Origin of the sequence: Halalkalibaculum roseum (assembly GCF_011059145.1) — a bacterium.
Classification (GTDB): domain Bacteria; phylum Bacteroidota; class Rhodothermia; order Balneolales; family Balneolaceae; genus Halalkalibaculum; species Halalkalibaculum roseum.
Window position 1 is genome coordinate 101,567 of record NZ_JAALLT010000001.1, and the last position, 13,838, is coordinate 115,404.

The 13,838-nt window shown below is 43.7% G+C and carries 6 protein-coding genes; 1 reads left to right on the plus strand and 5 read right to left on the minus strand.

Features of this window, described 5'->3' with window-relative positions; translation table 11 throughout:
• Positions 1-22: 22 nt before the first annotated feature.
• The 5 genes from G3570_RS00440 to G3570_RS00460 all read right to left on the minus strand — a co-directional run bounded on the left by G3570_RS00440 (position 23) and on the right by G3570_RS00460 (position 10,644).
• On the minus strand, positions 23-1,198 hold the full coding sequence (locus G3570_RS00440) for an FIST signal transduction protein (protein WP_165138074.1): 1,176 nt from the start codon (positions 1,196-1,198) through the stop codon (positions 23-25).
• The gene (locus G3570_RS00445; protein WP_165138076.1) at positions 1,195-7,617 is read right to left on the minus strand and encodes an ATP-binding protein; all 6,423 of its coding nucleotides are present in this window, start codon (positions 7,615-7,617) and stop codon (positions 1,195-1,197) included. Before G3570_RS00445 ends, G3570_RS00440 begins: the two co-directional genes overlap by 4 nt.
• A gap of 330 nt (positions 7,618-7,947) precedes the next feature.
• Positions 7,948-8,259, minus strand: a complete 312-nt coding sequence (locus G3570_RS00450) for a VOC family protein (RefSeq protein WP_165138078.1) — start codon at positions 8,257-8,259, stop codon at positions 7,948-7,950.
• A gap of 81 nt (positions 8,260-8,340) precedes the next feature.
• The gene (locus tag G3570_RS00455) at positions 8,341-8,793 is read right to left on the minus strand and encodes a cupin domain-containing protein (RefSeq protein ID WP_165138080.1); all 453 of its coding nucleotides are present in this window, start codon (positions 8,791-8,793) and stop codon (positions 8,341-8,343) included.
• A 51-nt stretch (positions 8,794-8,844) separates the two neighbouring features.
• Positions 8,845-10,644, minus strand: a complete 1,800-nt coding sequence (locus G3570_RS00460; protein ID WP_165138082.1) for a tetratricopeptide repeat protein — start codon at positions 10,642-10,644, stop codon at positions 8,845-8,847.
• A 614-nt stretch (positions 10,645-11,258) separates the two neighbouring features.
• Between G3570_RS00460 and G3570_RS00465 the strand changes: the two genes are divergently transcribed.
• Positions 11,259-13,835 (plus strand): PAS domain-containing protein, encoded by a 2,577-nt coding sequence (locus G3570_RS00465; RefSeq protein WP_165138084.1) that lies wholly within the window; start codon positions 11,259-11,261, stop codon positions 13,833-13,835.
• The last annotated feature ends 3 nt before the right edge of the window (positions 13,836-13,838 follow it).

Sequence of the window (13,838 nt, forward strand, 5' to 3'; positions counted from 1 at the left end):
TTTTTTATGATTGTTTTCGCTTTTAGAGAGCTCCTTTTTCCTTTAAAGCCACCCAGCAGCAGGCTGTTGAGTGAAAATGTTGTCTCCCGTTTTTTGTCCGACCATATTCGCCGTAGGTAAAGAAGCCTGCCATAGGACTTTTCCACACCTCAGTGAGTCCTTCATTTTCCATCGTTACTAAAGGTCCAAGTACTGGTGGTCTTCCGGCACAGGAAAAAATGAGCAGCGCATCCGCGTTTACATTTTCTCCCAACTTACTTTTAATTTGAACAGCTTCATCAATAATCTCTTCTGAAATATTCAGGTCGGGTGGCATGGAAAACCAAAACCGTTCACCTTCCTGCATTTCGATGTCCATAACCAGTGCATTTTCGGTGTGATCAATTCTCATGGGTGACTTTACCAGTGTTTCGCCGCTTTCGTCACGCTGGACGATAAAGGGATAGCTGAAAGCAAGTTCATCCAGCAGGTCGAAATCTAGATTATTTGTCATTTCACTCTTGCCCAAATACTTTAGGTACATTTCCACAGCGGGTTTGTCGTCAATTGTGTAGAGCAGCTTGCCGTTACATTTGGTCACTTTTCTGGAAATGCCCATGGGTTGCCAACCGGTAATGGCCATTCCATACAATGATACCTTATTCTCATCTAAAACCAGAGCTACTATGCCAAAATCAGATTCCCTGCTGTGAGTAAAAACACGTGTACCCGATAACGTCATGTCATCACCTGCCATCCCTCCAAAAAAGATACGTTCTTCACCAAGCGATTTTTCTAAGCTATGCACCAGTGTCGTGCCGTCAAATAATTCACCGTTGTTATCTACACCAGAACTGCAAAGAATCAAAGATGGGTTCGAAAATGTTTTAAGGGATTTTACTGCAATCCTTTTGGCTGTATCCTCAATAGTCCGGTTTCCAATATCTTCGAACAGAATGGAATATGCATCCCGGTTCAGGTCAAGGAGAAGTACGGCAATACCCTCTTCTCCTTGGTGACCGTCAGAGAACTCACCGCAGGATGTGGCTCCAAAAATATCAATTCCCTTTTCTTTAAAGATGCTGCAAAGGTCTTGGCTGTCCTGTTTTATTGAAGTAAAAAGAAAGGCTACTGTAGGTTTAAACCCATCAGTCAGGCATTGATTCAATACAGAACGAATTTCGTCTGTTGAGCTACCAAATAGGGATTTCGATTTCATGTAGGTAATTGGATTGTGAAAATTGTACCTCTGTTCTCTGTGGAACGCAAGTTTAAAAATCCCCCCTGTGCTTTAATGATATCATTGGTAATGCTTAGTCCAAGGCCGGTACCTGCCGTCCCTTTTTTGGTAGTAAAGAAAGGTTGCATAATTTTATCCTTGATCTCCTCTGGAATGCCCGGTCCGTTATCCTCGATTTCCAGGAAGATATTTGCGTCCTTTTGATAGGTTTTAATCGTAAGTCTGGCCTCATAGTGATTTTCATTAGTATTCGATTGCTGTTGGCCGTCAGCTGACAACTTCTCCCTCATCGCATCAAAGGCATTGGTACACAGGTTAACAATCACCCGACTAAAGTCTTCGGCAATCAAAGGTACCTTTGCAATCGAGGAATCCAGCTGCAGGTCAATATCTACGTTGATGGGCTGCTTGCTCGCCCGCATCCCGTGAAAAGAGAGGTTGGAAAACTCCCTGACCAGGGCATTCAGGTCGGTCGGCTCCCGTTTGCCGGAACCGCCCTTGCTATGCTCCAGCATCGATTTAACGATACTGTCGGCGCGGCTGCCGTGTTCGTGGATTTTCCGGAGATTCATCTCGATGTTGTCAAGGATAGCAGAAAGTTCGTCGAGCACATTATCCGGTAGGGACGTATTATAATACGTCCCTACCAATTCGATTTCTTCACGGGCTTCCTGAATCAATTCGACGGACAAATCCGAAAAATTATTTACAAAATTCAGAGGATTCTTGATCTCATGGGCGATGCCGGCTGTGAGCTGTCCCAGGGAAGCCAGCTTTTCCTGCTGTACAAGCTGATCCTGGGCGGCTTCCAGTTCCTGAAAGGCCTCTTCAATTTTTTTCTTGGCATGTTCCAGTTTGTTGAAATCCTCATACCGGTCATAAGCCACAGAAAAAGCATCTGCCAGGGATTGGCTGAGGTCAAGGCTTTTCCGATCAAGCGATTTCGTATTTCCAATGTAGAGCATGCCGTGTTTAAAAGGTAGAAAATGCAGGTCTAGACTCTTTGGTGCGGAGCCGGCCTCGTATTTTTTCTGGGAATCAATGAACCCCTTTTCAATCAGACTTTGAGTCCAATCCCGAAAATCCTGTTCGTCCCAGTGAACGGTGTACACTTCTTGTTTTTCCCAGGCATTACTGATCTGTTCCACAAGAGAAATACCTTCCACCGGCAAGTGCAGGGCGGCAATCGGATCACCCTGGGAGGTACTTAGATACGTATGACTCAGCTGATTCTCCTCATCCATGATGAACACGCCACAGCGAATAAAAGGTATATCCAGGGTCTTAAGCTCATCCCAGATGATGGGGGTGATTTGCTGTAAATCCTCGGCGCTTCGCATGGAGGCAATCTCCGCCCGTATTCGGTCGAGTGAGGCCTGACGCGAGGATTCAACGGCCAGTTTTTCCGCTTTCTGGAGGTCAAGGAATCGGGTGTAGGTTTGTTCAAAAACTTTTGTGAAACGAGAACAAATACGAATCTCTTCGTCAGTAGCTTCTTGCCAGGTGCCCAAACCGAGAAAGCCGTAATCATGACGAACCTGGAGCAGGTGATACGTAGATGACTCTTTTTGATCTGAAAGCTCAATCCCGAAGAAATTGTATACAATTTCCCTGGCCTCTTCAGAGGGCATGGTTAGCTTGAGGTAAGGTTCCCCTTTCTTCCATCCCTTAATTTCTTTCTCGAAGGTCCAAAAATCGCTTCCCGAAACGGTGATGGGTTCAGCCAGTTTGCCATCAACGGTAACCCAGATTTCCAGTGTTTCGGTATCGGGTTCAATAAACCAGAACCAGGATCCTTCCGCATCAATACCGAGCTGTGTTATTTGCTGGAATAACAGGTTCCCAACATCAGAGAGTTCTGAACTTTGCTGCATGCCCATCGTACGGCTGCGCACACGTTCCAGGGCTGCTTCAATTTTAGCTTCGCGGGCCTGTTCTTCGGCTTTTTTTAGATCCAAAAAACGAACATAGGACTGTTGAAAGACTTTAGCGAAACGCTTAAATATATCCTTCTCTTCTTGACTAAACTCTTTCAGATTAAACCGCCCATACAACAGACTAGTATTTTTAAAAATAACTGTAAACCGAACGTAACCCGTGGCTTCTAAAATTAAATCTTTTCTTTCTTTGGGTATCTTTTTTATATCTGAATGCTCGAATAGTAATTTCAGAAAAGAGTTTTTTTGGGTTTTTGAATATTTTTCTGAATAAAAATTGGTCCCTCTATTTAACTCTTCAAAAAATTTAATAGTTATTTGATGATCTATGTAGGGGACATGAAATTTCTCAAGATAGTTCTGGTCGGAGACATCGGTCCAAACATTAAAGCTATCTTTTGGGTCAGAGGTATAATCTGTTAAAATATTTGTTTGATCTACTTTTATACCAAGGTCACTCAAACCATTTCCAATCCCACGAACAACATTTATCAATTCCTCACTTCGATGCATTCCCATTGAATGTGCTCGAACTCGCTCCAATGCCGCTTCAATCTGAGCCTCCCGGGCCTGTTTTTCGGCTCTTTGCAGGTCGAGGAATCGGGTGTAGGTTTGCGCAAATACCCTGGTAAACCGTTGGAAGATTTGTTTTTCATCATCAGATAGCGCTTCTCTGGTAAAGACAAAAATTACTCCCTCCTCAAATAAAAAGGTTTGAACAATTTGTTTGACAGGGTAATGAGATGCCTTGGGAAATTGATACTCTGGCTGCTTTTCAAGCTTGGAATAGTACTTTCGTACTTCATCCCCGATTAACGTATAGCTTGAAAACTCCCTTCTTTTTAACCACGCCTCGTATACTTGCTGCAACAACGGGTGAACACTGAAATCCAAATGTCCTGTTATTATATCAATATCTTCTTTGTCTTTCTGGCCGGAAGTTGTGGACCAAAGTTCTGCAACGGGAGTATCACCGAAAAGAATGATCCCGCATCGATCCATATCAATTCCCAATTTCTTAAGCTCCTTGAACACGATCGCAGTGGCCGATTCAATCTCCTCGGTGCTGTTCATGGCCATACCTTTTGAACGAACCCTTTCAAGAGACGCTTCGATCTCAGCTTCTCGCGCCTGGGCTTCCGCCTTTTCTATATCCAGGAATCGCTGGTAAACCCGGCTGAACTCCGAGGCGAATTTGGTCAGTATAGCCTTATCCTCAGAAGTCGGGGGACGTGTGTGGTTAAAGCCGATGTAGCCAAAAGGAGTATAACCGTGAGCCGTGTAGCCGCCCTCAGGAAATTGATCCATCGTCATTCTCTCATCCTCGGGCATGGCAGAAAATGTTTCATCTAACAGCCCGAATAGCGTAGGAAGAATCTCTTTTTCGTAATAGATCACCTCAACAGAATCGGAGTTGTCATTCTTCCATTTTTCAAAAAGTTCTCTCCACACATCAAGGCTGTCTAAACTCACCACCTGTTGTCCCTGCGTTCTGCTTCCCCCGGTGCCGGTGGCGCGGTAGGTAAGGGTTCGCTTCTCTTTGTCAAATAAGCTTAGGAAAACATTAACCGGTTCAATTCCCAATACATAAAACTGTTCAAACAAAACACTCAGCACATCATGCAATTCATCCGTTTTTTGCATGGACATGGAACGAGCCCTCACCCGCTCCAGGGACGCTTCGATTTTGGCTTCCCGGGCTTGTTCTTCTGCCCGTTTGATATCCAGAAACCGTGTGTAGGACTGTTCAAAGACCTTGGCAAAGCGCATGAAAATGTCATGGGCTTCCGGGACGGCCTCATAGGTTATAAAGATGATGTATCCATACTTGAAATAAGCTACATGGTCAATTTGTGAGGTTGGAAAGGAAATACCATGATCTTTCATTTTCAGCAGCTGTTCTCCAACGCCCGGCAAGCTGCATAGATAGTCATAATGAGCGGGACACTCCTCTTCGCCGATCTCATTAATCAGGAGAATCTCACCGCGTTGTCCCGCCTCATAGTAGCGTAAAAAGATGCCTTCTCGAGGTGTCCGGTATTTTGGGAAGGTATCCTCTCCATTGCTACCCCATTCCATGGACCCTTCCGGATGATCTTCATAGATGTTAAAGGCACAAAACCAGGTTTCTATACCGAGCGCCTGTACCTGCTTAACCAATTCAAGAGAAAGATCGGCCAGCTCTTCACTTTTGTGCATGGCCATACTTTTAGATCGAACTCTTTCCAGTGCCAACTGAATTTCAGACTCCCGCGCCTGATGCTCTGCTTTTTGCAGGTCGAGGAAGCGGGTGTAAGTTTGTTGGAATACCTTTGCAAACCGTTCTAGAATAGGTATGGATTCAGGATCCGGTTCCTGATGAGTCGTGATTCCGATAAAACCATGGGAAAAAGGCACACTCGTGATGTATCGATGATCCTTTACGCTATCTTTTCTGAATGGGACGCCCACTTCACCTCCTATGTAGCGGACCCAGTTTTCCAATCGTTCTCCGTGGAGGTCCAGGATGTTGAAGCTTGCATCACTTTTCCACTCCTGAAATATTTTCGCAATGATCGGAGAGTTCTTAGGATGTGCTACGAACTTTGTAGTTATTTCATGCCCTTTTTGATCCGTGAGCCATAGTTCCACGTATTCCTGTTCTTCATTGATAATTCCAATGTTGAATCGATCGGGTGTAGACGTCAGGGAACCGATCTGTTCAAACAGAACCGAAGCAACCTCTCCAAGCTCGAAACTGTTATGCATGGCCATGGTTCGGGCACGCACTCTTTCGAGGGCAAGCTGGATCTGAGCTTCCCGTGCCTGTTCTTCCGCTTTTTCTAGGTCCAGAAAACGGGTGTAGGCCTGCCCAAAAACCTTTCCAAATCGTATGAAAATTTCTTTTTCTTCATCCGTGAAGGCATCCAGGTTGTAACGACCAAAATTCAGAGAGGATTTATCCTGTACTACTGTAAAGCGTGTCCACCCGGTAGCATCAAAAATCAGTTCTTTTCTTTTTTCCGGAATCCTTTTTAAGTCAGACTTTTCAAACAATAGTTTGAAATAGCTGTCCTTATCAGACTTTGAAAATTGATTACCAAAAAATTCCAGTCCCTCATTTAATGGGTTATAGAATTTTTGTGTGATAAAATGGTCGATATACGGAAGATGGAATTTTTTGAGGTAATTTTGCTCCTCAGCATCCACCCAGAGATTTATTCCCGTTTTGGGGTCATGTGTATAGTCAGTAAAAATTTGAGAATAGTGGAGCGGTATCCCCAGTTCGTGAATTCCCTTTCCGATTTCCCTGACGACTTCAATTAATTCATCACTACTATGCATCGCCATCGACTGGGCACGAACTCGTTCCAATGCGGTTTCTATCTGAGCTTTGCGTGCCTGTTCTTCGGCTTTCTTCAAATCAAGAAAACGGGTGTAGGCTTGGCTAAAAACTTTTCCAAAGCGTTTAAAAATTTCTTTTTCTTCCCCTGTAAACTCATTGAGGCTATATCGGGCAATCTGCAACCACGTATTTTTGAAAAAAATGGTATTTACTACCCAACCGGGAGCATTTAAAATATGGTCCTTTCTCTCTTCAGGAATTCTTTTAAAATCGGAATGCTCAAACAACAAATCGAAAAGCGAATTTTTTTCTGACTTTGAATATGTATCCGCATAAAAACCAATACCATTTCCAGCATTTTCAAACAGTTCTGAGATGATTGGATGATTTATAAATGGAACATGAAACTTTTCAAGATAATCAAGGCCTTCAACGGCAACCCAGTCGTTAAAGCCGTCCTTTAGATCGTCAGAGAAGTCAGTAATAATTTGAGTGGTGTCAAAATGAATCCCCAACCTCTTTATTTCCTTGTTGATTCGTCGAACCACTTCTACCAACTCTTCACTTTTATGCATAGCCATCGATTGAGCCCTGACACGTTCAAGGGCTGCCTCTATCTCCAGCTCCCGCTTTTGCAGCTGAATATCGGCAGTTTTTTCTGCAACTTGTTTCTCCAGTTCTATATTTCTGCGTTTGAGCTCTTCTATGGGCCAGGCACTGCCCTCCAGGGTGTTGGCATCGGCCATCGAACTGTGAAAGTGCAGGATGATCCATCTTTTACCGTTATACTCGAGCAGGGTCGATAGTCTTAAGAGTATTGGCGGGATTTCCGGCTCTTCCTCCATCAGCATTTCAATCTCTTCAACAATCAGGGCGGAATTGCCACCATTAAAGACTTGCCTGAATACGGGAAGCTGTCGTATTTCTGTCTTGGATGCATTCATCTCTTCCCATTGTCGTTCAATCATCCAGGTGAACCCATCCAAGCCAAAAATTCTCTCATCGGCGGCCGTACCGTAAGCCATAAAACGATCGTCGATATGGCCGGCAATCCCTTCGATCGGATGATTCTTCAGCGCGACATTGACAAGGATGTCGTAGGTTGCGTTAAGATGTTCTTCCTTAATGTTTATCATCTCATCCCGATCTTCATAAACAAATCGTAATCATAGCGCTTATGCCAATTATACGCGTTGCTAAAAAGCCTCACCCCATGATTTTTAAAGCCTAGATTATGCGATGTACCGGACAGCTATTGGTATATCTCTTCGTTCTTATAGTTTGGGCTGCAACATCTTCTCCTGTCCCACGAAATTTTCCGGAATACTAAAAAGAAATGAAGCGCTGACAATCCTTGAACTTATTTTTATCAATATAGCCATAAACTGAAAAATGACAACTGTTTATTGCTGTCATTTCTTATATCATGGGTAAAATCCCAAAGGCATTCATCTAAAGCGAGACACTTATTCGTACTCCATTAATTCCACGGGTGCTCCATTGACTTCGATAAATGCAACCCTCAGACCATTGTTGGGTGAGTTCGGCGGGATCAATACATTTTTACCTTGCAGTTCACCATCCAGATCTTCAACCTCAAAAGCTACGTGGGTTACGGTCTTTACCAAATCGGGATAGGGAGCATCTTCCCAGTATCGTTGCCACTGAATGCCATAGGGATTATTCTCATGATCTGAGACCGTCATCTTTAAATGGGGTAAATCTATCTCACCCTCGAACTTTTCTGTTGTAGGTATGCCGATATGATGAAAGGTCATGATTTGAAAGTTTAGCTACTGATTTCTCAGATTCAATATGTTCTTCAAGTTTCCCGGTTGAAGGAGTATAATATATTAGAATTATTCTCTGGGTCGGTATATGTCATGGGTAAGCAACTTGATAGTAGTATTGCCGGTATTCACAGCTGCGTCTGATAAAGACGGACTGATAAACCCCACACCTGAAGTTAATTCCATGGTTTGTTTCTCCATCCCTTTGAAATACACCTCCATGGTACCTCCCTCTATTACATAGACCGTATGATCGGGATGGAAATGCCAGCCTACGGAATCACCCGGTTGCAAGGTCCCGATATACATTTTTACACCCAAGGTGTCTCCTAGTACTTCTATACCTTCAACATCCATGATCGTTAGATCCATAGCCGGGTCATAATCAGGTAGGGTACGTTGCTCACTTACTTCTTCAGCTGTTGTATCAGTTGTGGCTACATCTTGGTTCATAGTTTCCGATTGCTGGTTGCACCCAACAAGAATCAGTAGTATCAGAAAAAACGGGAAATAATTTTTCATAATGAATGATTTTAAAAGTGTCAGATTGCTAAGAATATCTACATACAAATATCAAAGCACAGATGAATCTATTTCAATATCTGCATCCTTCCAGGCCTCGTTAAATCGTCTTTCAATCTCCCGGGCTTGATCGGTTTTGTCCTGTGCTACCAAGCTGTTATAGAGCCCTTTTAACGACCAACCATTTCTTGGCACTTTTTTCAGGTCATTCCGGTAAACCATTTCAGCTTCTGCAGGCATTTCGGCTTCCAAAAGTATGTTACCTAAAGTCTGCCGAACCGGTATGTACCAGGCTGAAGGCTCGCTGTATACTAGCGCATCCTCAAATTCAACCCCTTTCTGTAACAATGCGATGGCCTGATCATAGTCTCCCTCTGCAGCCTTTACTTCACCGGCCAGAACATGGTAGGCCACTTTGGCGATGCCGGAAGTTGAATTGGTAAAGTTACCCATAAAGGATTCAAGTGAGGCATCATCCAGTAACTCTTCAAGAGCTTGCAACTCTTGCCTTGCCTCCGGGATATTATCTTTTCTCAGGAAAGCAATGCCCCGGGCATAGTGCCAGATGACAGAAGTATGCTTCTGGTTCATTGGGTTCGGCACTGTTAAAATCTCATCCCATTTGCCGAATCGCACGTAAGCCAGCAGAGGAGTACTGTAGAAATCCTGCAGGAAACTTAAATCTTGAAGCATTCCAACGGGCACCTTTTCAGCAGTCTTGCGGGCAGCCGCTAAAGCCGTTTCACTGTTTCCCATCAGGCTGGCAGAAGCCCAAAGAAAATGGATGTTGTGAGGATAATAGGACAACGGGTACAGACCCTGTGAAAGGCATTGCGATATATAGTCTTCATCGGCATAAATGGCTTTTATATTGGTCATGGCTGCATCCCGGTAGCGACCCACCCGGATGAAAATGTGAGATGGCATATGTACGATATGACCCGCTGCAGGCATCAGGCCTGCCAGAACCTCGGCACTCGGTATGGCCAGATCAGGTTGGGGCAATTCAACCATGTGTATATAGTAATGATGCGCTCCCGGATGCTCAGGATTAATCTCAATTGCCGTTTCCAATGCCTGTTTTGCTTCTCCAATACCGGGATTAGGGTTGCCATTTTTATCCCAGTAATTCCACGGCATCATATCCATAACCGCAGCGGCGTACATGGTCAGAATATCCGGATCATTGGGGTAGACTTCTGCCAGGTCTTTCATGGCCTCGGCATAGATATCGTTTAGCTTTGCCAGGTCGGTGTTCTCCCCTGCCAAATAGCTGTATGAAATAGCATCATCGGGCGATGAACGATATCCATATCGCTTTGAAAGCGCTTCGATAAGATGCTTTTCCTTGTCCGAAACCTGGTGCTTAAGTTCATCAGCTCTTTTGATAGCCTCAAAAGCAGCCATCTTTCGCTCTTCATCCGGGAAGGGATCATTGATATTTGGTCCAAGGGCATACGCTTGTCCCCAAAAAGCCATTGCCGCCTCCGGATCTTGCCGGGCCACTTCCACAAACGATCGGTGTCCCTCGGCGTGATTAAAGGCATAAGACAGTTTCAGGCCCTGGTCAAAGTAGTCTTGTGCTACACGGCTCTTGGTGGTAATAGTATACCCGTGTGTGCCCATATTGTTAAATAGCGGGGCAACCGGATCATTGGATTCCAGGCCATCATTGTTCAAGGCAAACCCCTTGGTGAAACCGGTGTTAACCTTGGCATCCAATGATACAAAGGCTGCCGTTGCCAGTCCGGCCAAATCATTGTCTGATTGACTATATGAAACCTCAACAGATGTGAGGGTAAGTCCGATTATAATTAGAACAGCTAATGAAAATTGAATGGCTCTATTCATCATATCCTCCCGTTTTTAAATAGTAAAGTGCTATAGCATATCCCCTATGTCTGGGTGGGCAAACCGTTATGATGATAAGGGGTGATGTGACTAAAAAGAAATGATATTATTAAGCTATATATCATAACCATTTATATAATTCAACTTTTTCTGATCAAATGAATCAGAATTTGCCTATTGAAGTGAGGTTGAATAGGAATTAGATGTACAACAAGTTGCAGTATTTCAAAAGATCAGAGTTACAGGATGTCACGGATATTCTCTATGTGATCGATTTTCCATCCTGTCTCTGGCACTTTGCTCATATATGTCTTTGTTCAGAGTCTCATATCAAGGTGCAAAATTACGAATCTGCCCGGCACATTTCGCTCTTTTCAAGAGCAGTTTCTGTTCAGATAAAGATTGCTATGGGTGTTGCAATTCTCTTTTATTAGGATCCGTTCAACATATTTGAGCTTATTGTATAAAAAACTATACTGTACTGCGGATAAAAAAAATCCGTAAAGCAGTTCATTGATGAGAAAATAATTTCAAAACGGAGAACAGTACGCTTTCCCGGGTTTAAAGATTTATTCCTGCGTTAAAGCATTAAGGGTTTCCATGGTATACAATATATGGCGAAGCAATATCATGTATTACTTATCGAAGATGATGAGAGTAATGCGGAACTGGTCCGCATTCAACTCAAACAGATAGATCTGGATATTGCATTCTCGGTAGTTCAAGAGTGGGAAGAAGTGCTGAACCGCATACAGCATCAACCGCCCGATCTTATTATCAGTGATTACAAATTGCCGGACTATACCGGAATGGATGTGTTGATGGCCGTTCGGAAACGATTTGATTACCTGCCCTTTATATTGGTATCCGGTTATATCGGTGAAGAGAAAGCTGCGGAAGTTATGCTTGCCGGTGCTACCGACTACGCTATGAAAGACAAACTTGATCGTCTGAAGCCCATTGTCAGGCGCGAACTGCTGCGTTATGATGAAGCTAAGAAAGAACAAAGAAGGCGTAAACGCACGATTAAACAGCTGGAGAATCGCATCAAGGAACAGGACTGTTTGTACCAAATCTCCAGCTTGAAAGAATTGGAAATGACCACCGAATCTCTCCTGGAGACAGCTGTTCAGCTTATCCCGAACGGATGGCAATACCCTGACATTACCGAGGCGCAGATTAGGTTGAACGGGCGGACTTTTCAGACCGAAAAGTTTAGAAAGACTCCATGGGTGCTCACTACAGTGTCGGAAAGGCTATCAAATGACGATTTTGAGATAGATATTGCCTATTTGAAGGAGATGTCTGGCAAAGGTATGGGACCTTTTCTACCTGAGGAGCGTCAGTTATTGGAATCCATCCGATCTACACTGGAGCTTAAAATAAACCAAATTAAGTCAAGAATTGAACTTGACAAGCAACAGCATCTTCTGGATAACGCGTACAAAATGGCCGATATAGGTCACTGGGAATTGAACCTCGTGAAAGAGGAGTTGTATTGGTCAGATGCCGTAAAGCAATTGCATGAAGTACCCGAAGATTATAAGCCGGACCTTGAGAATGCCATTGCATTCTACAAAGAAGGCAATGATCGTCAAACAATTTCAGATGCTGTAGAGCAGGCAATAAATAGTGCAGAACCTTTTGATGTAGAGTTGCAGATCATCACAGCTAAGAATAATGAACGGTGGATACGGGCAGTTGGAGAAGCAGAGTACAGAAATGGGCAATGCATTCGGGTTTATGGAAGTACGCAAAATATTACAAGGCAAAAACAGGCAGAGCAGGAGTTGATCTTACAGAAACAGCGCTTGGAACGCTCCCAGCATATTGGAAAGATCAGTGACTGGGATTATGATATTGAAACCGGGGATATTTCCTGGTCACCGGTGGTATATGAAATCTATGAGCGCGAGCCATCGCTGGGTCCTCCGAGTTTTGAAGAGCTGTTGGAGTATTATCACCCGGGTGACAAGGAAGAATTTTTAAAGACCGCTAATAATACCATAGAAAATGGGGTTAGGTATGAGAAAGATTTCAGGCTGAGTTTTACCGACACCAAAGATAAATATGTTAAACATATCGGTATACCTGTTCGAAATGAAGAGGGGAAGTTAGTCCGGTTAATCGGTATTGTTCAGGATATTACAGAGCGGAAGGAAGCCGAAGTAGAGCAAGCTAGAAGTGAGCAAAGGTTAAAAAACATAACGAACAATATTAATGGCTTGATTCTCCAATATCGCATGAATTCTGAAGGGGTGCATGATTTGCTATACGTGAGTAAAGGCATCGAAACCCTATGCGAGCTCACTGAAGAAGAGGTGCTGAAGGATGTCAATTTGATGTGGGATCTAATACTGGATGAAGATGTTGAAAAAGTCAGGGCGTCGGTTTTAAAAAATTCTCAACAACTTACGGTATGGAACGAGAACTGGCGTATAGAAACGCCCAGCGGCAAGCTAAAATGGATTCAGGCTTATGGCACCCCGATGAAAAATGAGGAGGATGGAAGTGTTATATGGGATACACTCTTGCTCGATGTAACCGATCAGGTGAAGACTGAGAAGGATAATAAGGTATTGCTTCAGGAGGTCCATCACCGGGTTAAGAATAACTTGGCCATCATTTCGGGATTATTGACGCTTGAGATTTACGGTATGAATGAAAATGGTTCCAAGCTGCCTTTGCAACGGAGTATTAACCGAATACAGTCCATGTCTAAAGTGCATGAACTGCTATACAATACCGGCAGTTTTTCTTCGGTCAATATCAAAGACTACCTGCAGCAATTATCGGAGGTGATCCGTGATACCTTTGATGTAGGTGACGGGGTGAGCGTTTATTTTGATTTTGAAGATTTGGAAGTAAATATCAATGTGGCTATTCCTCTTGGAATGCTCATCAACGAGCTTATGACCAACTCTTTTAAATATGCTTTTGAAAATGGCAAGGGAAGAATTGATATCGGCATCCGTACTAAAAACGGACAATTTCATGTTTCTTACCACGACGACGGGCGTGGTTTTGAAAAGGAACCCGACCTTCAGAATCCGGAGACGCTGGGCATGAATATTATCAGTACCCTGCTTAAGCAGTTAGGTGCCGAATTTAAACTGCAGACAGATAAGCGGTTTGCACTCGACTTCTCATTCGAGGGTTCCTTAAAAGGATCACACGGAAACATACCCTGATCC